A 22,323-nucleotide genomic window follows, 5' to 3' on the forward strand; every position below is an offset into this window, starting at 1 on the left:
CGCACTTTATCGAGACGGCATACCGCGCGTGTGTTTTTGTGTATCCAAAGGTGTCACATGTAACCCGTGTGCGGCCGAGAAATATCCGGTTTCAGAACTCACAACGCGCAGGTCAACAGCGCGCTCTGCCAAGGCGTTATGGAGGGGAACGGCGCAACGCCAACCCCATCGCCGAGCGGAGCGAAACATGAAGACCCCAATCGAGGATTCCTTGCGCGGCCAAGTCGAGAAATGGCTCGCGCCGGAGTGGGCGGCGGCGGTGCGGGTCACGGCGTTCGGCCGTACCCGCTTTGATGGAGGGCGCTACGTTTGCGTCGAAGCGTTATCGCGATCCGGCGTGCGTGCCTTGTATTTCTTCCGCCATGGCGACGGCAGTTGGCGCGTGTATCCCGGCTCAGCGCGCAACCGGCGTCGCGCGATACCCTCGCCGGCCGACGGCCAGCGTGAGCATCGCCGATAGCGCAAGACTCGCCGCGACGACATAGAGCCCCGCTGCGTATCCGCCCGTCAGCGTCTTCAGCCAGCCGATCGCGAACGGCCCGACGAATCCGCCGAGGTTGCCGATCGAATTGATCATCGCGATGCCGGCCGCGGCGCCGGCACCCGAGAGGAACGTGCTCGGCATCGCCCAAAGCGGCGCCTTGGCGGCGCTGATGCCCACGTTGACGATGACGAGCGCGAGCACCACGCTCAACGCGGAATCCGCGAAGCCGGCCCAGGCGAGTCCCGCGCACGCCGCAGCGCAAGGAATCACGACGTGCCAGGTCCGCTCGCCGCTGCGGTCGGAACGGCGCGCCCAGAGCACCATTCCGATGACGGCGAGCACGCTCGGAATCGCGTTCAACGCGCCCGTCTCCAACGAGGAGAATCCGAACTGGCGGATGATCAGCGGGGCCCACAGGCCGAGCGTATAGAGGCCCGCGGACGTGCCGAAGTAAATCATCGCCATCACCCACACGCGCGGGTCGCGCAGCGCGCCCAACGCGCCTGCCACGTGCCCGCCTTCCGACTCCCGTCCGCGGCGCTCTTCGCGCAGCGTTGCCGTGAGCCAGGCCTTTTCGTCGTCGGCGAGCCAGGCCGCCTTGGCAGGCGAATCCGTCAGCGCTTTCAGCACGACGAAGCCGAGCGCAATGGCAGGGATGGCCTCGATGATGAAGAGCCATTGCCAGTCCTTGAGACCGGCCATGGCGGGCATTTGCATGATGGCGCCGGAAATCGGCGAGCCGATCGCCGTCGACAACGGCGCCGCCGCCATGAACGCCGCGGCGGCCAGGGCGCGTTGGCGCGCTGGAAACCACTCGCTCAGATAAAGGATGATGCCCGGGAAGAAGCCCGCTTCCGCCACGCCGAGCAGAAAGCGCAACGCGTAAAACGACTTCTCTCCGGTGACGAAGGCCGACGCCACCGACACGAGCCCCCACGTCACCATGACGCGCGCGATCCACACCCGCGCGCCGACCTTGTGCAGGATCAGGTTCGACGGCACTTCGAACAGGAAATAGCCGAGAAAGAAGATGCCTCCGCCGAGGCCGAACATCGTCGGCGTGAGTCCGAGGTCCTGGTTCATCGTCAGCGCCGCGAAGCCGACATTCACGCGGTCGAGGAAGCTGACGAAATAAAGCAGCATGACGAACGGCAGGATGCGCCAGATCAGCTTGCGCACCACACGGGTTTCCAAGTCCGCCCCCTCGGGGGGCAGCGAGCGAATGTGAGCGTGGGGGTCGGTCATGATGCCTCCCGCCGGGCCGCCCCAAGGGAGGCATCCGCCCCCTCGGGGGGCAGCGAACGATAGTGAGCGTGGGGGTCGGTCATATTGTCTCCGTCGAGACGCCCGTGGCGTGTGCGCCCGGGCGTCTTCTTGATGTGCGTTTGCGGCTGCGTTTGCGTCCTTAGGCGGCTCAAGCTGCCTGCGAATTGGCCGCCGCATTCGAAGCGAGCATCGCGCATACGGCTTCGGTCACCTCTGCGGTGGTCGCCTTGCCGCCGAGGTCGCCCGTATGGAGCGCGGGGTTAGCCGTCACGCGTTCGATCGCCTCCATCAACTGACGCGCGGCGCTCCGCTCGCCGAGATGCTCGAGCATCATGACGGCCGACCAGAACGTGCCGACCGGATTGGCGAGCCCTTTGCCCATGATGTCGAAGGCGGAACCGTGGATCGGCTCGAACATCGACGGATAGCGGCGCTCCGGATCGAGGTTGGCGGTCGGCGCGATGCCGAGGCTGCCGGCGAGCGCGGCGGCGAGATCGCTCAGAATGTCGGCGTGCAGGTTCGTCGCGACGATGGTGTCGAGCGTCGCGGGCCGGTTGACCATGCGCGCCGTGGCCGCATCGACGAGCTCCTTGTCGCATTTGACATCGGGGAACTCCTTCGACACCTGCAGCGCGATCTCGTCCCACATCACCATCGCGTGACGCTGCGCGTTGCTCTTCGTGATCACGGTCAAGCGCTTGCGGGGGCGCGACTGCGCGAGGCGAAACGCAAAGCGAAGAATGCGCTCGACGCCCGCGCGCGTCATGATCGAAACATCCGTTGCGACTTCGATCGGGTGCCCCTGGTGCGCGCGGCCGCCCACGCCGGAATACTCGCCTTCGGAGTTCTCGCGCACGATGACCCAGTCGAGGTCCTTCGGCGCGCAGCGCTTCAGCGGCGCATCGATGCCGGGCAGGATGCGCGTCGGACGCACGTTCGCGTACTGATCGAAGCCCTGGCAGATCTTCAGGCGCAGGCCCCAGAGCGTCACGTGATCGGGGATGTGCGGGTCGCCTGCGGAGCCGAACAGAATCGCGTCCTTGCCGCGCAGCGCATCGAGCCCGTCCGCCGGCATCATCACGCCGTGCTTGCGGTAGTAGTCGCCGCCCCAATCGAAGTCTTCGAAGTCGAAACGGAAGTTCGGGCTGCCCGCGGCGATGGCTTCGAGCACGCGCCGGCCGGCCGGAACCACTTCCTTGCCGATGCCGTCGCCGGGAATCGTGGCAATGCGATAAGTCCTCACCTGTCGTCTCCAGATATGTGAATGTGGGAGCGATGGTAGAGCGGCGAGGGGCGCTGCAAACGTTGCTAGACTTAAAGCATTCTTAACTTGAAGTTGACAATGGGAAGACGATGGACGGCCCCCACGCTCACTCACGTTCGCTGCCCCCCGAGGGGGCCGATGCCTCCCTCGGGGCGGCCCAGCGGGAGGCATCATGACCTCTTCGATACAGCCCGACGACCTCGCGTTTTTCTCGACGCTGGCGGCGAGCGGCAGCCTGACGGCCGCCGCGCGCGAGCTCGGCTTGACGACCGCGGCGGTCAGCAAGCACCTCGCGCAAATGGAGGGGCGGGCGGGGATCTCGCTCGTCAACCGGACGACGCGCCGCATGAGCCTCACCGCCGAAGGGGAGCTTTATCTGGCGAGGGCGCGCCGCATCCTCGGCGAGATGGACGACCTCGCGCAGTTGCTCGGCGGCGCGCAGGCCGCGCCCAAAGGCCTGTTGCGGGTCAACGCGACGCTCGGCTTCGGCCGCAGCCACGTCGCGCCGTTGATTTCGCGGTTCGTGCGCCGGTATCCGGAAGTCGACGTGCAACTGCAGTTGTCGGTCGACCCGCCGCCGCTTTCCGACGATGCCTTCGATGTCTGCGTGCGCTTCGGCGAGCCGCCCGATGCGCGCGTCATCGCGCGAAAGGTCGCGCCCAATCGGCGCCTGCTCTGCGCATCGCCCGCGTATTTCGCCAACCGGCGGCTGCCGCGCAGCCCGGCCGAGCTGTCGAAGCACAACTGCATCGGCATCCGGCAAGGCGACGACGCCTACGGGCTCTGGCGTTTGACGAGCGGACGCGGCGCGGCGGAAAAGACGGAGACCGTGCACGTGCGCGGCAACCTGACCACCAACGACGGCGAAATCGCGGTGAAGTGGGCGCTCGACGGCCACGGCATCCTGATGCGCGCGGAGTGGGATATCGCGGAGTACCTCGCCGACGGACGCCTCGTCCACGTGTTGCCGGAATACCGCACGCCCGGCGCGGACATCTATGCGGTGTATCCGCAGCACCTGCAGATGACCGCGCGCGTCAAGGCGTTCGTCGACATGCTCGTGGAAGCGCTCGGCAAGCGCGGCTGAGCGCAGCGGCACGAACGCCGCTCGTCAAGGCATCAGCCCATTGCCATGCCGACCGAGCTCCAAAGCGACCGAAGCTCATCCGCGCCGGGAGGCCGGCCACTGTCCTTGAGAATGCGAATCGCCGACGCCGCCTCGGGCTTCTTGCGCTCCGACAGACGCCGCGACAGCAGTTCGAGAAACACCGGCAAGTCGTCGTCGCCGTGCAGCTTCACAAAGTCGGCGACCGTCTCGACCATGGCCGCTTCGAGCGTCGCATAAGACATCGTGCTCGCGAGATGCGAAGCGCCGCGCGCAAGCTCGAGCTCGTAACGCGCGGCGCATTCCACGAGTTCCGACCTGGGGCGCGGGCGGGGAAAATTGTCGATGTCGTTTTTACGCGGCCTTTTCTGCATGCAACGGGGGGCGTTCATTTTCTCTCCTGTGAAAGCAGGGATTCATCGTGTCCACGTGTTCGATCGACCGGTCAATCGCGGTCGTGCCAGTGACCGTGATCGTGATAACCGCCCTCCGGCACGATGATGCAACCGCTCAACGCGCTTCCGAGACAGATGGTCATCAAGACCAGCGCAATGATTCGTTTCATGACGTTCCTCGCGTGTCAGTGCTAGGAACAACGATATGGATCGAGCGGATTACCTTTGTGTTTGTGTGTAACGAGACGTGTCGCGTGCGGCGCCCGCTGTTTCGGATCACAGTGACGCGCGAGCGGGAGTGCTCGATTCGCGTCAGCCCGCGCGGAGTGGCGGTTTTGGCAAGGAAATGGGCGGGACGGGACGGCAATCGGCGGCTAGCGCAGCCTTGGACATTTACTTACAAATGTCACGCCGTCGCGCGGACGAGGGCCTCCGGCGGACGCTATATTGGACCGCATCGAATAGGAGGACGCTGTCATGAAACACTCATCGAACGCGGCGCAATCGAAGTCGACTCGTATTCGTGCACTCGCCGCCGTGGCCGCTGTCGCCGTGACGGCCGCATGCGGGACCGGCATCGCGGCATTCGCCGGGCTGCTGCCCGCGTCGAAGGGCGTGGCCCTCGCCGTGACCACGACGCCGTTGATCGACGTGCAAATCGCCGCTGCGACGCATGCGCGTCATCACTTCGTGATTAACGCCGGGCCGGGCACGTTCGCCGTCGAAGCGGCCGCGCACAACGCTCGCCAGCCGGCAAGCACGCGCGGATTTGCGGTCCGCGATGTCTCCTTCCCGCCGACTACGACGCCTCCGGCGCTCGCGCCGAATGTCTAGGCCGGGCAAGCGGGCGCCATCGGGCGGCGTCCGCCGGCGCGGCGGCTTGGTCGACCGCGCGCCGCAATCCGATCAATGCCGCGTGTCCGGCAATGACTGAATCAGCGCATTGACGCTCATGTCTTCTTCGAGATCGGGCCAATACAGCTCTTGGCGGTCCAGCGAAATGGCGAAGTGGCTGCGTTCGTCCGCGGTCGCGGCTTCGAGTACCGGAAACCAGCGCAATGGGAACTCGAGTTCCTGGCCGTCGGACAGCTCGAGGAACAGATGGGTGCGGTCGAAGCGTACGTCAACGGCGCTGGTTTCCATGGTCGTCTCCTGAGCGGACTGAGCGGACTACGGCTTACAGAATAGATCGCGGCTTGGTTGCGTCAAGCGAGTGCCCGGCGTCGTCCGCGGTGCCGGGGAATGGGCATGGAACGAGGTATGCGGGCGCTGCGCATTCGACCCCGGCGCGCCGCGCGCCTGCCTGCGAGAAGCAAACGCCGAGCCAATTAGCGGTTTTCACCTATCAAGCAAGCCGCTGCCATTGCCGATAACGCAATGGACATGCTGCGACCCGAAGCCATGCGGTGAGCAGCGCTCACGATTCGGCCAACCCATGCCAGGCAAGCTGACCCTTCTCGATTCGATTCTCGCGACGCCGCCTTCGGGACACCACGACGTCACGGCGTCCATTCGCGCGTCGCTGCTTTCGACGCTGTTCGAGAACACCCGGTCGCTGGTCATGTCGGGCACCGCCGGCGCGTTCGTTGCGCTCGTGGCGCTCATCCGCTTGCGTCAGGAATGGGCGGCGCTGTGGCTCGTGGCCGATCTCGCGCTGCTCGCAGGACGGCTCGGCATCGTCCACGGCTATGTCGCGCGCAACCGCGCCGAGGCCGTGCATCCCGCCCCCTGGGCAGTGCGATACGCACCGGTATCGCTCCTCTACTGCTTCGCGCTGGGCGCCGGAACGATGGCCTGCGTGATGTCGCCCGACTCCGAGCTGGCCTCGCTCGCGACGATGGTGACGGCCGGCATTCTCGGCGGCGTCGCGTCGCGCAACGCGGCGTTGCCGCGGCTCGCCATCGCGCAGATCTGCCTCGGCGCGCTGCCCATCGGCGTCGGTGCCGCGCTCGCGCCGCGCAGCTCGGCATGGATTCTCATACCGCCGCTCTTTCTCTATATCTGCGGCATGGCCTCGATCGTCCGGCGCCACTACGGCAGCCTCGTCGCGCTCATGACGGCAGAGCAAAAGCACGCCGAACTGGCGGCGCGATTCGACGCGGCGCTGACCCACATGCCGCACGGCCTCTGCACGATCGACGATGCCGGCAAAGTCGTGATCGCGAACCGCCGGACGGCCGAATTGTTCGGCGCGACGGTCGAAATGCTGAGGCTCAATGTGCCGCTGCCGGAGTTCATCGGGCACGCGGGCCTGGCGAAGTTCGGGGAGACGCTCAGAAGACAGCTTGTCGAGCGATGCACCACGTGGCTCGCCGAGGAACGCACCCCGCTCGACCTGCCGCTCAACGACGGCCGCCGGCTCGAAATGACGCGCAACCCGGTGCCGGACGGCAGCGCCGTCATCATCATCGAGGACGTGACGGAGCGCCGCCTGACCGAAGCGAAAATCCTGCACCTGGCGCGTCACGATCCGCTCACGGGCCTGCCGAACCGCCGCGAATTGAGCGAGCGGCTCGGCCAGTTGCTGGCGCGCAACGCCGCCAATCAAGCGCCGCCGCTCGCGGTGATGTACCTGGATCTGGACGGCTTCAAGCAGGTCAACGACAGCCTCGGCCATCACGCCGGAGACGAGGTCCTGGCTGCCGTGGCAGCGCGCTTGCGCGCGATGCTTCGATGCGGGGACGGCGAGCTGGTGGCCCGCATCGGCGGCGACGAGTTCGCCGTCATCGTCGAGCGCGCGGCGCCGGCGATGAGCGAAGCGCTCGCCGAGCGCGTCATTTACCGGCTATCGGAACCGTACCTGCTGTCGACCGGCGAGACGGTCGGCATCGGCACCAGCATCGGCATTGCATTCGCCGTCGACGGCGATTCGTTCGAACGCTTGATGAGGCGCGCAGACGCCGCGCTGTATGACGCGAAAACAGCCGGAAAAGGAACGTTTCGTTTTGCGGCGGCCAACGGGAACAACGAAACGGCCGTCGCGCCGGCGAACCGGCATGCGACTCGCGGAAGCGGCCAAGTGGCCTAGTCGAACTCGATTTCGCCGCCGCGCCGCAGCGCCTCCAGTCGACACAATTGCTCCGGCAGGACGCGCACGACCGAGAGCGGCAGCAGCGGCTTTAGGCGAGGCCGAAAGTCACTGGCCAAAGAAAATGTCGCATTGGGGCCGCGACGGACACGCGTGCACGCGCATGCCGCCAGACGCGCCGCGCATATCCGACACGCCGCCATAGGCGGTATCCGTGCTCGATTGCGCGGACGTATCCGCGTTCTTCATCATCGCCGCCTGACCCGGCGTTTGCTGGTTTTCCGGCTGCGTTTCCGCTGCGCTCACCGCGCCCGCCGCCGCCAGCAGCAGAGCACCCGCTATCGGCAATACCAAGCGTGATTTCATGTCGGCACTCCTTTCATGCGCTAGTCGCCTGCTTGAAAATCGAGGCGGCTCGCTAGTCTGGATGTCTTGGCACGCCAGCATTCAGCCGGCGTGCAATGGTCCGGGAATTGGACTTTCTTGTGCTTCTTGGGGACGTAAGCGCTGAAACGCTGAATCCGGTTTCGAGCGCACGACGCTAATGCCGATAGGCCCGATTAGCGCTGGCAGATGCGTGCGGAAGAGGGCACGTAATTCTGCGCATCATGACTTGGTGAGTCGGCGAACGCGAATTAGGCCGCGCCGCTTGAATAAATATAGGGAATGCGGCTGGAAATGCCAGACAAACATGGCGCACGAATCAAAGCGGCCCCGCGCTCTCGGCTTCGAGATCGAGCGACCACGCCGCCGCGACGCGATTGCGGCCCTGGCTCTTCGCCGCATACAGCGCGTGATCGGCGCGCGCCATCAGATCCGCGAGCGGTTCGCCGTCGCGGTATTCGTCGACGCCGGCGCTGAACGTGCACGACAGCTCGCCCGCCGCAACCTTGCAGCGCGACACCGATACGCCGACGCGCAGCCGGTCGATCATCCCGGCCGCCTGCTCGCCTTCGTCGGCCGGAAAGAACACGGCAAACTCCTCGCCGCCGAGACGGCCGAAGATATCGCTCGAGCGCAGATTGTAGGCGACGACGGACGCGAAGTGCGCCAGCACGAGATCGCCGCTCGCGTGGCCGTGCTTGTCGTTGATGGCCTTGAAGTGATCGATGTCGACGATCGCCATGAAGAGCCGCTTCTTCATGCCCTTCACCGCTTTCGCCATCGCCTGCGCCTGCGCGAGAAACGCACGGCGCGCAAGCGCGCTCGTCAGTTCGTCGACGTTCGCGAGGCGTTCGAGCCGCTCAGCCATGCGGTCGTGCGCGAGCATCACCATGCCGATCGACAGGCACGGCAGCATCAGAATGCCGAGCCCGAGAAAGGCGACGTTGAGCGGCGTTGCTTCCAAGAGCGCGTGCTGGCGAATCAGCCCGAGGCCGTAGGTGAGGCCGCGCACCGCGTGCCCCGCGCCGCCGAGAAACGCGACGACCGTCACGAACCGGTAGGTGTACTTCGGCCGCTGCGGCGGACGCGCCCGGTACGCAAGCCAGCCGACCGCCACGTAGATATAGGCGTGAAACGCCGAGACGGCTGCGATGCGGACAAAGATGTCGGGGGTGTCGTAAGTCCAGTACGCAATCGCCAGCATCATGACGCCGAGCGCGGCGTATTCCGGCCACCAGGCGCGTCGCTGGCCGAAAAACAGACGGCAGCCGTGCAACACGAGCAGCACGGCATAGGCGAGCAATCCGTTCGCGCAAAGGATCGCGATGCCGCGCGGCGCGTGCCCTTGCATCGCGAAAAGCACGAACGAGACGATCGACACAGCGTTGGCGCCGATCCAGTACGTCAGCCCCGGAATCGCGGCGGACCGCAATGAACCGAGCACAGCCATGCTCATGAGGCCGGAGAGAACGGTGACGGCAAGAATGCTGACTGGGCTGAATAGCATAGGCGCGCGGGACGAGGTGCCGCCAAAACACCGCAACGTGTGTCGACAAACAGGTTAACGGCCGCCCTCGCGCACACTTGATGCCGGTGCGCCGAATTGTTGCGCATGCAACCAACTTGGGAATCGCAGCGATCCCGCTACGAGCGCAGCCCGAAAAAGCTGTGCCACAGCGAATTGAACACGCCGGAGTGGCGCGGGTCTTGAGCGGCCGCCTCGTCTTTCGGCGGCTCCGGTTCGGCGGCGGGCGCAGGTTCTGCGGCGGCCGCCGCAGCCGGCTCCTCGGCTGGCGCTTCGGTCTCGGCGACATTGGCGGGAGCGGGCGCGGGCGCCGGCGCCGGCGCCTTGCGCGATTCATGCAGCGCCCAAACGCTATTGGCAATACGCGTCGCGAGCGGAACGTCGCAATCGCGGCCAAGCAGCACGCCGAACAGCACGTCGCGGTTATGCCCTTCTTCCGCGAAGCGCATCGCCATTTTTACGAGCTCCGCGTATGACGCCTCGGCGGCGGCCTGGGCCTGTGCTTCGCGCTCCGTCTTCATGCGCGCCTCGTGTTCCTGCTGGCGGTCCCAGCGCCGCATCTCGTCCGCGTACACGGCGTCGTACACCTTGCGCTGCAAAGGGTCCGAAAGGATCGTGTAAGCCTCCTTGATCTCGAGAAACGCAGCGCGGGCCTGCTCCTCGCGGCCGGCGTTGCGATCGGGATGCCACTTCATCACTGCCTTGCGATAAGCGGCTTTGATTTCGTCGACGGTGGCGTCCTCGCGCACACCCAGCCTGTCATATAGCGTCGCCATCCCTTGCTCGATCCGAGTTGCATGCCGGGCCATCGTAGCACGCATGCATGGCAGCGCCGGGACGCTCGAGCCGCGTCTCGGGCATGAAGTACCATACGCCCAGCGCTCGGCGAGTTCGTCGGCGCTGCATCTGAATCGCCGCCCGCCGCGTATGAGTATTTGGGGTTCCTGAGCCCGTCGGCCTAGCAAGTCTCTGGAGAACCGCAATGTTGAAACGCATCGTCGGATATCTCGCAGGCATTTGCCTCTTGTTCGCCTCCGGACTCGCGGCGGCAGGCGTTCGGCCGTTCGATCAGGCCGCCTTCGACAAATTGAAGGCCGAAGGCAAGCCGGTCGTCGTCTACTTCCACGCGACGTGGTGTCCGACCTGCAAGATCCAGCAGCCGATCGTCGACCGGCTCAGCGCGTCGGCCGGCCTGAAAGACGTGACGCTCTTCGAAGCCGACTACGACAAGGAGGTTGCGCTCAAGCGCGCGTTGCACGTCACGCAGCAATCGACGTTCGTCGTCTTCAAGAACGGGCACGAAGTCGCCCGCTCGACCGGTGAAACCGCCGAACCGGCAATCAAGAGCACCCTCGAAAAGGCGTTGTGATGGACCTGGCGGGCGGCGCCTTCGCCTGGAGCACGTACGGTCTCGGGTTGCTCGCGGGCGTGCTGTCGACGCTCTCGCCCTGCGTGCTGCCGCTGATTCCGATCCTGATGGCTTCGGCGCTGGCCGCGCACCGCCTGGGGCCGCTCGCGCTCGCGGCCGGACTGGGTCTTTCGTTTGCCGCGATCGGAATTTTCCTGGCCGCCGCCGGCGCCTCGCTCGGCCTCGATGACGACGTGCTGCGCAAAATCGCAGCGGGGCTCCTGATCGCGTTCGGCCTCGCGATGCTGTCGCGCCGTTTGCAGGCGCGCTTCGCGAGCGGCGTCTCTCCGCTCGCGGACCGCGCGCAAGGATGGCTTGCCAAGCTGAAAGGCGAGACGGTGCTCGGCCAGTTCGCAATCGGCCTGCTGCTCGGCGCGGTGTGGGCGCCCTGCGTCGGCCCGACGCTCGGCGCGGCGACGACGCTCGCGGCGCAAGGCAAGCACCTCGGCAACATCGCCGCGCTGATGGCGTGCTTCGGCATCGGCGCAGCGTTGCCGTTGATGCTGCTGGGTACGTTCTCGCGCGCGGCGCTGGTTAAATTCCGCGGCCGCGTCAGCGCCGTCGGCGCGACGGGGCGGATCGTGCTCGGCACGCTGTTCGTCGCGTTCGGCGTCTTGATCGTGTCCGGACTCGATCGCCAGCTCGAAGCGGCGCTGCTGGCACTGAGCCCGGACTGGCTGACTGCGCTGACCACCTCGATCTGAGCGACAGGCGTTCGCGTGCTCACGCGAGCGCCCCCGGCAAAGAACGCTTGCCGGTCAACCACTTGGTCGGCCTGTGCCCAAGTTACCCACAGCCTTGCCAACAAAAAATGGGGATAAGTTCCGGCGCCGCCGATCCGGCGGGTGTTCCCTGCTTTTCGTTCACGCGCTTGAAATAATCAAAATCGGCGAGCGACGCGCCGGCCACGTGGCAACCCTCGATTTTGCCCGCATCCCGTTTCAATCAATAAAACAACAAATGGCGCGATTAACGATTTAGATAATGAAAACTAATGCTTGATTTTATCGCTCAATTGGATTTGAATGACGACTCTCGGATTCGTCATGTGCTTTGAATAGTTTTGCCGGCGAGCTAAAGCGGTTATTTCATCCGAGAGCTTTAATGTGGCGGATTGTTTCAGAAATGTTCTCAGTGCGCCGCCCCCGACGCAAAACGCGGCACTTTCGCACACAAACCCCGGGAATCCAATATGAGCGAGAAAAAGAAAGCGCTAGTCGGCACCGCCACGCGGTTATTTGCGCAATACGGCTATCACGCGGTGGGTATCGATCGCATTATTGCCGAGTCGCAAGTGGCAAAGATGACGATGTATAAGTACTTTCCGTCGAAGAGCAAGCTCGTCGTCGAAGTACTCAATACTCAAAACGCGGCGCGTGCCGCCGATATCGCCACTGCCGTCGCACCGTATTCCGATCCAATGGAAAAACTGCATGCGGTTTTCCTTTGGCACAACACGTGGATCAATTCCGATACTTTCACCGGCTGCATGTTCACCAATGCCGCCGCCGAATTCCACGCGGAGGAAAACGAAATTCTCGCGGCAGCATCGGCCCAAAAAGAGGGATTTATTCGCACGCTCGCGGGTATTCTCGGCGGCGTCCTCGATGCCGAAAACGCCGAGAAAGCCGCGCGCCGCTGCGTGATGCTGCTCGACGGCGCAACGCTTTCCGCTCAGGTCAGCGGCCGCCAGGACGCCGCGCTCGATGCGTGGGAGATGGCGGCAGCCCTCGTCGAAAGCGAACGCCTGCAAGTCGCCTGATGCACGGCATGCGGGCCGCGCCGGCGGCTGCGGCCCGCGTGCGGTGAGAACATTCGGGAGCGCAAGCCGCGGCCAGCGGGACGCGACGCCCGTCGCGACGCAGCGATCGTGCGCTTTAAAAAGGCCGCGGCCAAAATCCGAGATCGCGTTACACTCAGTCGGTACAATCACATCCAACAACGACTCGAGGACACGTTCGATGCGCACTACCGGCTCATCCGGAGCAATGGCCCTGCTCACCGAATTCGACGACGCAACCAACCGCGAAGTCCGTTCGCTGCGGCTCGAGGCAACCGCCGACGGCAAAGGCATTCTTCTGATCGATCTCGACGAACGCAAGCCCGGCATCCACCGGGAAGTGCGCTACGAAATCACGCCTGCCGAATTGATCGCCGCGATTCGCGCACACGGGGCCGAGCTGCCCGGCGAGCCTCACGCCCGCTGAGCCGGCTGAACTTCAAGCGTCACATTCAATGGTCCGTTCCGGCGGCCGGCGTTCCGGCGCATGGGTGCGCCGGAACGCCGCTCCCCGAGCGACGCCGCCAAAGCGGCGCTGCGCGCCTTCCTTTTTTTCATTCGGCCCGGTGTTTTGGACTGCGCCGACTGAGCAATATTGAATAAACTGAAAGACGGCACGACACGCATGGGCATTGCGCGGGTGGCGCTCGCCGGTCAATGAAATGCGTGATAATCGATAAGTTTCCAAACCGCCTCACAGACCTGTCAAAGGCCGAGGAAGTAAGCCGATGCTACATGACCTCGTCGTGCGCTATGGCCCGGCGCTCGTATTTGCCAACGTGCTGGCTGCATCGCTGGGTTTGCCTGTTCCCGCGCTGCCGACGCTCGTTCTATTCGGAGCGATGGCCGCGCTCCACCCCGAATCGGTCGGGGCGCAACTCGCGCCCGTGCTGATTCTTTCGGTATTTGCAACGCTCATCGGCGACAGCGCCTGGTTCCTCGCCGGCCGCATGTACGGCGGCAATACGCTGAAAACCATCTGCAAGCTCTCGTTGTCGCGCGATACGTGCGTGAAGAAGACGGAGCGCTTCTTCGGCCGCTGGGGTGTGCGCGTATTGGCGGTGGCGAAGTTCGTGCCGGGGCTGTCGATCGTCTCCATCCCGATGGCCGGGGCGATGAACACGCCCTACCGCAACTTCCTCCTGTACGACGGCATCGGCGCGGCGGTCTGGGCGGGCGTCGGGCTCATCGTCGGCGCGCTCTTTTCGCAGCAGATCGACATGCTGTTCGCGGGCATCAACCGCCTCGGCAAGGCCGCGGCGCTCGTCGCCGTGGTGCTGCTGCTGCTCTACGCGGCCTATCGCTGGACGCGCCGCCGCGCGCTCCTCAGGAAGCTCGCGGCCGCGCGCATCAAAGTCGACGAACTGTACAGCCTGATGCGTCAAGAGCAAGCGTCGGCGCCGGTCGTGTTCGACATCCGCTCGGACGAAAAGCGCGTGCTCGATCCATACGTGATTCCCGGCGCGCTGTTCGCCGACGAGCGTCATATCGAGGACATCATCAAAACCTACCGTCCCGAACAAAAGCTCGTCATCTATTGCTCGTGCCCGAACGAAGTGTCGGCTGCGTGGATGGCGAAGCAACTGTCCGAAGCCGGCTTCAACGACGTGCTGCCGCTGCTCGGCGGCCTCGATGCGTGGCGCGACGCCGGCCGCCCGTTGTCGCCGCTGCCCACGGCAAGCGCGACAATGGCAGACGCAGGCGCGGACCCCACGCCGAAGGCCGTTTAGGCCTGTTCAGCGCCGAGCGCTCCCGGAGCGGCGCATGCACCGGCGGATTCGCCGAATCCGCCGCACGCTGTTCGTTTCCAATTTCCGCCAAGGAGTCTTCCGAATGCCTGCGTCAAGCGATGTCGAAGGACAACCGGTAGTCGATGCACCGTTCTCGTCGCTCAATACCCGCTTCCACCAGATGTTCCCGCTGCTCACGCCCGAGGAGATCCGGCGGATACGGCGCTTCGGCACTCAACAGCACTGGGAATCGGGCGAACTGCTGTTTCAGGCCGGCCGCCCAGGCCCCGGGATGTTCGTCATCCTCAGCGGCGCCGTGCGCATCCTGCGGCACGACGGCTTCGGCAAAGAGCATCTGATCGTCGAACACGAAAGAGGCCATTTCATGGCCGAAGTCGCCCAGCTCTCGGGGCGGCATTCGCTCGTCGACGGACTGGCGGTCGGCCCCGTCGACGCCCTCCTCGTCCCGCCTGACCAATTGCGTGCGTTGATCGTCGCCGAAGCCGAGCTCGGCGAGCGGATCATGCGCGCGCTGATTCTGCGGCGCGTCGCGTTGATCGAGCAAGGCGCCGGCGGCCCGGTGCTGATCGGACGCAGCAACGAGGCCAGGCTTGTCGCGCTGCAGGGATTCCTGTCGCGCAACGGCCATCCGCACACGGTGCTCGACGTGGGCGCCGACAACGATGCGCGCGCGCTCGTCGAGAACTTTTCGGCCGAACCCGAGGATCTGCCGCTCGTGATGTGTCCCGACGGCACCGTGCTGCGCCGTCCGAGCGACGCGCTGCTCGCGTCGACGCTCGGCCTGCTGCCGGATCTCGACGACTCCTGCGTGTACGACGTCGCGATCGTCGGCGCCGGCCCGGCAGGGCTCGCGACTGCCGTCTATGCGGCGTCGGAAGGGCTGTCGGTGATCGTGTGCGATTCCCGCGCGCCTGGCGGCCAGGCCGGCGCAAGCGCACGGATCGAAAACTATCTCGGCTTTCCGACGGGCATCTCGGGACAGGCGCTCGCAGGGCGGGCATTCGTCCAGGCACAGAAATTCGGCGCGCATGTGGCGATCCCCGTGAGAATCACGGCGCTCGATTGCGGCGAGCGGCCGTACCGGCTGGAGACGGGCTGCGGCGGCTCGATCTCGTCGAGGTCGGTGGTGATCGCAAGCGGCGCGGTCTACCGGCGGCCGAATATCCAAGGTCTCGACAAGTTCGACGGACGCGGCGTCTATTACTGGGCCTCGCCTGTGGAAGCGCGCTTGTGCAAGCATTCGGAAGTCGTGCTGGTGGGCGGCGGCAATTCCGCAGGACAAGCGATCGTCTATCTCGCGACGCATGCCAAGCATGTGCATGTGTTGATCCGCAGAAGCGGCTTTGAAGCGACGATGTCGCGCTATCTGATCGACCGGATCGCCGCCTTGCCGAACGTGACCGTGCATCCGCATTCGGAAATCGAAAGCCTGGAGGGCGATGAAGGCGGACTTGGCGCGGTGGTCTTGAAGGCCCCGCTCGAAAACGGCACGACGCGCTTCGATGTGCGGCACCTGTTCTTATTCACGGGCGCCGATCCGAACACCGATTGGCTGCGTACCTGCAGTGTCGAGCTCGACCCCAAGGGCTTCGTGCTGACCGGCTCCGACGGACCGGGCGGAGCGAGCGGCAACGCGCCCGGTTCGGCGCTCAGTTCGAGCCTGACGACGTCGGTCGAAGGCGTGTTCGCGATCGGCGACGCGCGTGCAGGTTCGACCAAGCGGGTAGCTGCGGCAGTGGGCGAAGGCGCCGCGGTGGTCGCGCAAATTCACAAGATGCTGGCCGCGCTCGCCGGGGAGCCGGTAGAGGGCGGCTGTTAGGGCCTGCTGACGCTCGTGCCGGTGGCCGGAAAGTTTGCGATGGGTTGCGTCGTTGTCGCCGCGGGCTTCTTCGTCTACGCAATCAGCGGACGTCATGCCGTCGACGGACGCGTGTCGTCATGGTTCATGGTGTGGGGCTGCGGCCTCTGCTCGCTCGGCGAATTGCTCGTGAGCGGCCTCGGTCTCGCGTTGCTCGCGTTCCTGCTGCTGCCGTTCATGGGCAAGCTCTCGCGTCAGCATCATCGGGGCGCTGAACAGCAGCGCGACGCGAGGCGCGAAGAAGCGCTCGCTTCCCCTCGCATCGCTTAAAGCTCCATCCTGGCGCGCACGAAATCGATGTGCGACTGCATCGCCGTGCGCGCCTCTTCTGGCTGGCGAGCGCAAATCGCCTCGCACAGCGTGCGGTGCTGCATCAGCAACTGATCGGACGCGTTCGCGTCCTGTTCGCGCAAACCCGTTCCGCTGATCGTGATGTGATCGCGCAGCATGCCGATCACGCTCGTATGCAAGTGCAGGAACATCGCGTTGTGCGACGCCTGCGCAATCGCTTCGTGCAGTTGGGCGTCCGCTCGCGCTTCGGCGGGCTTGTCGTCGGCGGCGTGCGAGCGCTCCAGCTCGCCCAGCAGCGCGCGAATCCGCTTGCGCTCCTCCGCGTCGGCGCGCTGTGCGGCGAAGTACGCCGTCGCCCCTTCGAGCACGCGCCGAAACTCCAGCATGTCTTCGCGCAGCGCGGGATGATCGGCGACCAGTTGCCCCCACGGCGACGCGATGCCCGTGCGCAGCTGATCGGTGACGAACACGCCCGAGCCGCGCCGGCTTTGCACCAAATCGCGCGCGGCCAGCCGCTGGATGGCCTCCCGTATCGTGTTGCGCGACACACCGTACTGCTCCGCCAGCTCGCGCTCGGCCGGCAGGCGCGAGCCGGCGCGCCACGTGCCGTCGATCAGCGCCGTCTCCATTTGGCGCATGACGCCTTCCACGCGTCCGCGCGCGGCGCCCCTCGCCGATATCTTCCTTGTTGTCGTCATCGCCGTCTCCGCCCTTCGTCCCGCGGCGCCGCCCCGTTTGCCGGAACTGGTCCAACCAATTTGAGCCCGCGCACGTAAGCGGGAATTATGCGCTGGAGCACGCCAAAACTGCGCCGGCGCATTCAATTCGTCGGGATTGACGCAGCGGGAAAAGCGGCGCGCGACATCAGCGAGCGAGACATGACGGAACGGCAATACCCCACTGTGCGCCCCGCGCACGTCTACTTATTCGGCACCTGTCTGGTCGACATGTTCGTACCGCAAGCCGGTCTCGATGCGGTGCGCCTCCTCGAACGCGAGGGGCTTGCCGTCCACTTTCCGCGCGCGCAAAGCTGCTGCGGCCAGCCGGCGTACAGCAGCGGCAATCCTGAGCAGGCGCGCGCCGTGGCGCGCGCGCAGCTCGATCTGTTTGGCGAACGCTGGCCGGTCGTCGTGCCTTCGGGATCTTGCGCGGGCATGATGCGGCATCACTGGCCGAATCTCTTCGAGCACGATCCGGCGGCTCAAGCGAAGGCGCGCGCGCTGGCCGAGCGCGTCTATGAACTCGGCGAATTCCTGCTGCGCGTGCTCAAAGTGCAATACGCGCGAGAGCGCGCGACGGATCTCGCGCCGGAGCGAGTCGTGCTGCATACGTCGTGCTCGGCGCGCCGCGAAATGGGAACGCGCACGCACAGCGCCGAACTCGTGGATGCGCTGCCCGGCGTCACGCGAATCGAACATGAACGCGAATCCGAATGCTGCGGCTTCGGCGGCACGTTTGCGTTGAAGCACCCCGATATTTCCGGCGCGATGGTGCAGGACAAGCTCGCCTCGGCCTGCGCGACCGGCTGCGACCGGCTGGTCTCGGCCGACTGCGGGTGTCTGTTGAACATCGGCCACGCCGCCGCGAAGCAAGGCGCGCCGCTGCCGGTCGAACACCTTGCGTCGTTTCTGTGGCGGCGTACCGGCGGCCAGGCCGACGATGCGGAGGAATCGGCATGAGCACCCTCTCCGCACGCACACGCATACTCGGGCGGCTGCGCGCCGCCGCGCCCTCGGGAGCATCGGATACGCGCGAATTCGATGCGCGCATCGACATTCATTACGACCAGCAGCGCCGCGCGGCTCCCGCATCGGCGCCGCAACTCGTGCAATCGATGCAAACAGCGCTCGAAGCGTCCCACGCCGAAGTCTGGTGCACCGACGCCGCCTCATGGCCGGCGCTCGTTGCGCAGCGGCTGGCAGCGGCTGGCGTTCGGCGCTTGCTTGTCGATGAGGCGCGCGCGGAGGGCGCAGCTCTGACGCACGCGCTACCGCTATCGGTTGAACCACGGCCCTTCGCTGCACCGATCGAAACCTGGAAGGCCGAACTCTTCGAAACGGCCGATGCCGGCTTTACTGTCGCCCGTTCCGGCATCGCGTCGACGGGCACGCTGATACTGGAACCCGATGCCGGAACGCCGCGCAGCGTGTCGCTCGTGCCGCCGCTGCATATCGCGCTCGTGCACGCGCGCACGCTCTTTCCCGACATGCACGCGGCGGCAAAAGCCGAATGCTGGCGCGACGGCATGCCGACGAACCTCGTGCTGGTCTCCGGGCCGTCGAAGACGAGCGACATCCAGCAAACGCTCGCCTACGGCGCGCATGGGCCGCGCGAACTCTGGGTCGTGATCGTCACCGACGACGACACCGGCAACGCGGCATCAGGAGACAAACGATGAGCACGAGCCCGCTTCACTTCGTACCCACCGAAGACTTCAAGGCGCGCGCCCGCGCGGCGCTCGATGATCCGAAGCTGCGCAAGAGCATGCGCGGCGCGATGAACTTCCTGCAGACCAAGCGCGCAATCCAGTTTCCCGACGCCGGCGAACTCGAGAACCTGCGCGATCTCGGCGAAGCGGTGCGCCAGCATGCGTTGTCACGGCTGCCCGAGCTGCTCGCACAACTCGAAGAAAAACTGACCGCCGCCGGCGTGCACGTCCATTGGGCCGAAACCGCCGACGAAGCCAACGCCGCCATCGAACGGATTGCGAAATCGCACGGCGCGCGACGCATCGTCAAAGGCAAGTCGATGGCGAGCGAAGAGATCGAGCTGAATCACTATCTCGCCGAGCGCGGCATCGACTGCATCGAGGCCGACTTGGGCGAGTACATCCTCCAACTCGCGGGCGAGAAGCCCGTGCACATCGTGATGCCCGCGCTTCACAAGACGAAGGGCGAAATCGGCGAGCTGTTCGAAGCGCACATTCCCGACGCGCACTACACCGAGGACGTCGACGAACTGATCCAGACCGGCCGGCGCGCGCTGCGCCAGACGTTCGTCGACGCGGACATCGGCCTCTCGGGTGTCAACTTCGCGGCGGCGGACACCGGCACGCTGTGGCTCGTGGAGAACGAAGGCAACGGACGCCTCGTGACGACCGTGCCGGACGTGCACATCGCGATCATGGGGATCGAGAAGGTCGTCGCGAAGCTCGAACATATCGTGCCGCTCGCGAGCCTCTTGACACGATCGGCCACCGGGCAGGCGGTCGCGACTTACTTCAATCTGATTTCAGGGCCGCGTCGCAGCGGTGAACTCGACGGTCCGCGCGAAGTTCATCTCGTGCTGCTCGATAACGGACGCACGCAAGCGTATGCGGACGAGCAGTTGCGCGCGACGCTGCAATGCATTCGCTGCGGGGCGTGTATGAATCACTGTCCGGTTTATACGCGTATCGGTGGGCATGCTTATGGAACGACCTATCCTGGGCCGATCGGCAAGATCATTTCGCCGCATTTGCTGGGGCTTGAGGCAACGGCCGACTTGCCGACTGCGTCGAGCCTGTGCGGAGCGTGCGGTGAAGTGTGTCCGGTGCGCATTCCGATACCGCAGTTGCTGATCCGCTTGAGGACTGAGGCCAATCGGAATCCGTACGAGACAGTCGAGCATCCGCTGCGTGGGCAGGGGGCGAAGTTCAGCCGCGGCGAACACTTGATCTGGCGATTCTGGAGCGGCGCGTTTGCGCATCCGCGCGTGTATCGGGTGTTTCGGTGGGCAGCAACACGGCTGAGAGCGCTGACGCCGGCCAGGCAGATGGGGTGGACGCAATATCGGATACCGCTTACGCCCGCGCGGCGCAGTCTTGCCGATAGGTTGCGGGAGCGGGGGCAGATCGAATAAACGGCATGCTCGACCCTCCCGCTGACTTGCGTGCTGATTCATTCGTCGGCGCCCTCGCCCGCGGTCCTGCGCTTTTCGTTGAACCTGATCTGGCGCCGGGCCACGAGGTCCGCCGATCCGAGCGCGCAACAGACAGCCCGGAAAACCTCAAAAATTTCCCGTCGAACTGTTGCCATTACCACAAAGAGCCTTATGTATCAGTCCTCCGCGCACTAGACTTAAAGTGTTTTATCAAGTTGCAACTGCAACGGAAGGAGAAATCCATGTCGAAAAGGACGATGCGCCTGGTTCGCACACTCTCCGACATCCGGCGGGCCCAACGCTGCACGGCGCTGCGGGCCGCCCGCCAGGCCGCCGAGCTGGCGGCGCTGGCCGCCGAGGCCAGCGAGCCCGAGCCGCCGACGTCCTCGCCAGACCTGCCGCCCAAGCGCGAACGCCGCGAATGCGCAACAGAAACGATCTCGGACTTCGACTTGAGCATCTACGCCGGCTAGCCGGTTTGCGCGGAGCGCCGCGCGAACGGGTTCTGAGCGCCGCCGATTCGCCGGTGCAAAGACTCCCGAAAACGCTCACCTTTGCGGTTGCGCATCCGTTTCGACGGTGAGCAACGCCGCTTTCACCGCTCACCTGAGCGCGTCTAATCAGCCCGTTTCCTTCATAAAGATAGGGCCTCGGCTTGAATTTGCACCGCGCGCGGGCATCCGGGCATCAGCAAGCCCGACATGCGACTACGCCTCCGGCCCGATCTCCCGAAAACGCTCACCTTTGGCGTTGCACCTTGGCACACGCGCGACACAATGAGCGGCGGCGCCCCTGCGACAGGGCGCACCAGATCGCTGCCGATCACCGGCGCAGCGTCTTGATTTTCACCTCAGATAATTCAAATAAGCTCATTAATTAGACGGTGTGATCCCCATTAGCGGGTCATTCGACGCGGGAAACGCAACAATCTGTTCCCCACTCTCGACTCGCGAAAGACACCGCCTCCATATACGATAGCGAAACGTCTTTCCCGCCCAAGCGTTTTTTAAAGGAGTACCTGTGAGTCCTGACCGCGTGCGATCGAAAGCATTTGCCATGCCGCTCACGAGCCCCGCGTTTCCGATGGGGCCGTACAAGTTCTACGGCCGTGAGTTCCTCATCATCACCTACCGTACCGATCTGGACCGCCTCCGCGAGATCGTCCCCGAACCGCTGGAAGTCAGCGACCCTTACGTTCATTACGAATTCATCCGCATGGCCGATTCGACCGGCTTCGGCGACTACACCGAAAGCGGGCAGGTCATTCCGGTCACGTACGAAGGCAAGCCCGGCAGCTATACGCTCGCGATGTATCTCGACGACCATCCGCCGATCGCCGGCGGCCGCGAGCTGTGGGGCTTTCCGAAGAAGCTCGCCTCGCCGACGCTCCACGTCGACACGGACCACGTGCTCGGCACGCTCGACTACGGTTCGGTGCGTGTCGCCACGGGCACGATGGGCTACAAGCACAAAGAACTCGATATCGCGGAACAAACGAAGCGCATGGCCGCGCCGAACTACCTGCTGAAGATCATTCCTCACGTCGACGGCACGCCGCGCGTCTGCGAGCTCGTGCGCTACTACCTCGAAGACATCAAGCTCAAGGGCGCATGGACGGGCCCGGCATCGCTGCAGCTCGCACATCATGCGCTCGCACCGGTGGCCGATCTGCCCGTCCTCGAGATCGTCGAAGCGCGGCATCTGATCGCGGACCTGACGCTCGGCCTCGGCACTGTCGTGCACGATTACCTCGCTCGCTAAGCCCGCTGGGCAAAACACCGGCAAACCATCATCCAAGACAAAACACGAACATGACGACACTCAAAGGCAAAACAGCAGTCGTGACCGGCGCCGCAAGCGGCATCGGCAAGGAAATCGCATTGGTGCTCGCGGCACAAGGCGCTGCGGTGGCGATCGCCGACC

Annotated in this window: 24 protein-coding genes and 1 pseudogene; 16 read left to right on the forward strand and 9 right to left on the reverse strand. The window is 65.0% G+C overall.

From position 1 onward, the window contains the following. Positions 1-394 precede the first annotated feature (394 nt). Positions 395-1,729 (reverse strand): MFS transporter, encoded by a 1,335-nt coding sequence (locus J3489_RS31900; RefSeq protein ID WP_207004813.1) that lies wholly within the window; start codon positions 1,727-1,729, stop codon positions 395-397. A gap of 169 nt (positions 1,730-1,898) precedes the next feature. After that, positions 1,899-2,993 (reverse strand): tartrate dehydrogenase, encoded by a 1,095-nt coding sequence (locus J3489_RS31905; RefSeq protein ID WP_207004814.1) that lies wholly within the window; start codon positions 2,991-2,993, stop codon positions 1,899-1,901. A 193-nt stretch (positions 2,994-3,186) separates the two neighbouring features. Here J3489_RS31905 and J3489_RS31910 point away from each other — a divergent pair, with 193 nt between their 5' ends. Beyond that, complete coding sequence (locus J3489_RS31910) at positions 3,187-4,101, forward strand: LysR family transcriptional regulator (RefSeq protein WP_207004815.1); 915 nt, start codon at positions 3,187-3,189, stop codon at positions 4,099-4,101. A gap of 32 nt (positions 4,102-4,133) precedes the next feature. Here J3489_RS31910 and J3489_RS31915 read toward each other — a convergent pair whose 3' ends face one another. Continuing rightward, positions 4,134-4,511 (reverse strand): hypothetical protein, encoded by a 378-nt coding sequence (locus J3489_RS31915; protein WP_207004816.1) that lies wholly within the window; start codon positions 4,509-4,511, stop codon positions 4,134-4,136. Positions 4,512-4,991: 480 nt separating this feature from the next. Between J3489_RS31915 and J3489_RS31920 the strand changes: the two genes are divergently transcribed. After that, on the forward strand, positions 4,992-5,348 hold the full coding sequence (locus tag J3489_RS31920) for a hypothetical protein (protein ID WP_207004817.1): 357 nt from the start codon (positions 4,992-4,994) through the stop codon (positions 5,346-5,348). A gap of 72 nt (positions 5,349-5,420) precedes the next feature. Here J3489_RS31920 and J3489_RS31925 read toward each other — a convergent pair whose 3' ends face one another. Continuing rightward, on the reverse strand, positions 5,421-5,657 hold the full coding sequence (locus J3489_RS31925; protein ID WP_207004818.1) for a DUF2442 domain-containing protein: 237 nt from the start codon (positions 5,655-5,657) through the stop codon (positions 5,421-5,423). 292 nt (positions 5,658-5,949) lie between these two features. On the opposite strand from J3489_RS31925, the gene J3489_RS31930 reads away from it, so the two are divergent. Further along, on the forward strand, positions 5,950-7,542 hold the full coding sequence (locus tag J3489_RS31930; protein WP_207004819.1) for a sensor domain-containing diguanylate cyclase: 1,593 nt from the start codon (positions 5,950-5,952) through the stop codon (positions 7,540-7,542). A 108-nt stretch (positions 7,543-7,650) separates the two neighbouring features. Here J3489_RS31930 and J3489_RS31935 read toward each other — a convergent pair whose 3' ends face one another. From J3489_RS31935 to J3489_RS31945, 3 genes are all read right to left on the reverse strand, one after another. Then, positions 7,651-7,908 carry a hypothetical protein gene (locus J3489_RS31935; RefSeq protein WP_207004820.1) on the reverse strand — a complete coding sequence of 86 codons (258 nt, stop codon included), beginning with the start codon at positions 7,906-7,908 and terminating at the stop codon, positions 7,651-7,653. Between the two features lie 337 nt (positions 7,909-8,245). Further along, complete coding sequence (locus tag J3489_RS31940) at positions 8,246-9,433, reverse strand: GGDEF domain-containing protein (RefSeq protein ID WP_207004821.1); 1,188 nt, start codon at positions 9,431-9,433, stop codon at positions 8,246-8,248. A gap of 137 nt (positions 9,434-9,570) precedes the next feature. Beyond that, positions 9,571-10,227, reverse strand: coding sequence for a J domain-containing protein (locus J3489_RS31945; RefSeq protein ID WP_207004822.1), 657 nt, complete (start codon positions 10,225-10,227; stop codon positions 9,571-9,573). Positions 10,228-10,433: 206 nt separating this feature from the next. Here J3489_RS31945 and J3489_RS31950 point away from each other — a divergent pair, with 206 nt between their 5' ends. The 4 genes from J3489_RS31950 to J3489_RS31965 all read left to right on the forward strand — a co-directional run bounded on the left by J3489_RS31950 (position 10,434) and on the right by J3489_RS31965 (position 13,066). After that, positions 10,434-10,820 carry a thioredoxin family protein gene (locus J3489_RS31950; protein ID WP_207004823.1) on the forward strand — a complete coding sequence of 129 codons (387 nt, stop codon included), beginning with the start codon at positions 10,434-10,436 and terminating at the stop codon, positions 10,818-10,820. Further along, the gene (locus J3489_RS31955; protein ID WP_207004824.1) at positions 10,820-11,563 is read left to right on the forward strand and encodes a cytochrome c biogenesis CcdA family protein; all 744 of its coding nucleotides are present in this window, start codon (positions 10,820-10,822) and stop codon (positions 11,561-11,563) included. Before J3489_RS31950 ends, J3489_RS31955 begins: the two co-directional genes overlap by 1 nt. 488 nt (positions 11,564-12,051) lie before the next feature. Beyond that, a complete protein-coding gene (locus tag J3489_RS31960) occupies positions 12,052-12,621 on the forward strand; it encodes a TetR/AcrR family transcriptional regulator (protein ID WP_207004825.1) in 570 nt (189 codons plus the stop codon). Between the two features lie 199 nt (positions 12,622-12,820). Continuing rightward, positions 12,821-13,066 (forward strand): hypothetical protein, encoded by a 246-nt coding sequence (locus tag J3489_RS31965; protein ID WP_207004826.1) that lies wholly within the window; start codon positions 12,821-12,823, stop codon positions 13,064-13,066. A gap of 12 nt (positions 13,067-13,078) precedes the next feature. Here J3489_RS31965 and J3489_RS31970 read toward each other — a convergent pair whose 3' ends face one another. Further along, positions 13,079-13,327: a hypothetical protein gene (locus tag J3489_RS31970; RefSeq protein ID WP_207004827.1), complete on the reverse strand. Its 249-nt coding sequence runs from the start codon at positions 13,325-13,327 to the stop codon at positions 13,079-13,081. Positions 13,328-13,367: 40 nt separating this feature from the next. Here J3489_RS31970 and J3489_RS31975 point away from each other — a divergent pair, with 40 nt between their 5' ends. The 3 genes and pseudogenes from J3489_RS31975 to J3489_RS31985 all read left to right on the forward strand — a co-directional run. After that, positions 13,368-14,369 (forward strand): DedA family protein/thiosulfate sulfurtransferase GlpE, encoded by a 1,002-nt coding sequence (locus J3489_RS31975; RefSeq protein WP_207004828.1) that lies wholly within the window; start codon positions 13,368-13,370, stop codon positions 14,367-14,369. Positions 14,370-14,472: 103 nt separating this feature from the next. After that, positions 14,473-16,209, forward strand: coding sequence for an FAD-dependent oxidoreductase (locus J3489_RS31980; RefSeq protein ID WP_207004829.1), 1,737 nt, complete (start codon positions 14,473-14,475; stop codon positions 16,207-16,209). 15 nt (positions 16,210-16,224) lie between these two features. Then, a pseudogene (locus J3489_RS31985) lies at positions 16,225-16,518 on the forward strand (hypothetical protein); the annotation flags it as partial. Here J3489_RS31985 and J3489_RS31990 read toward each other — a convergent pair. After that, on the reverse strand, positions 16,515-17,237 hold the full coding sequence (locus J3489_RS31990; RefSeq protein ID WP_242540472.1) for a FadR/GntR family transcriptional regulator: 723 nt from the start codon (positions 17,235-17,237) through the stop codon (positions 16,515-16,517). The pseudogene J3489_RS31985 and the gene J3489_RS31990 sit on opposite strands and share 4 nt — an antisense overlap. Before the next feature lie 180 nt (positions 17,238-17,417). Here J3489_RS31990 and J3489_RS31995 point away from each other — a divergent pair, with 180 nt between their 5' ends. From J3489_RS31995 to J3489_RS32020, 6 genes are all read left to right on the forward strand, one after another. Continuing rightward, positions 17,418-18,218, forward strand: a complete 801-nt coding sequence (locus J3489_RS31995) for a (Fe-S)-binding protein (RefSeq protein WP_207004830.1) — start codon at positions 17,418-17,420, stop codon at positions 18,216-18,218. After that, a complete protein-coding gene (locus J3489_RS32000; protein WP_207004831.1) occupies positions 18,215-18,937 on the forward strand; it encodes a LutC/YkgG family protein in 723 nt (240 codons plus the stop codon). Before J3489_RS31995 ends, J3489_RS32000 begins: the two co-directional genes overlap by 4 nt. Continuing rightward, positions 18,934-20,379, forward strand: a complete 1,446-nt coding sequence (locus J3489_RS32005) for a LutB/LldF family L-lactate oxidation iron-sulfur protein (RefSeq protein ID WP_207004832.1) — start codon at positions 18,934-18,936, stop codon at positions 20,377-20,379. The genes J3489_RS32000 and J3489_RS32005 overlap by 4 nt, the downstream gene beginning before the upstream one ends. Before the next feature lie 263 nt (positions 20,380-20,642). Beyond that, entirely contained in the window at positions 20,643-20,873 is a 231-nt protein-coding gene (locus J3489_RS39005; RefSeq protein ID WP_374193509.1) for a hypothetical protein, read from the forward strand. A gap of 547 nt (positions 20,874-21,420) precedes the next feature. Further along, positions 21,421-22,161, forward strand: coding sequence for an acetoacetate decarboxylase (locus J3489_RS32015; RefSeq protein ID WP_207004833.1), 741 nt, complete (start codon positions 21,421-21,423; stop codon positions 22,159-22,161). A gap of 50 nt (positions 22,162-22,211) precedes the next feature. Next, on the forward strand, positions 22,212-22,323 hold a 112-nt coding region (locus J3489_RS32020), incomplete at its 3' end, for an SDR family NAD(P)-dependent oxidoreductase (protein WP_207004838.1).

It is taken from the genome of Trinickia mobilis (assembly GCF_017315705.1).
In the GTDB taxonomy this organism is placed as follows: domain Bacteria; phylum Pseudomonadota; class Gammaproteobacteria; order Burkholderiales; family Burkholderiaceae; genus Trinickia_A; species Trinickia_A mobilis.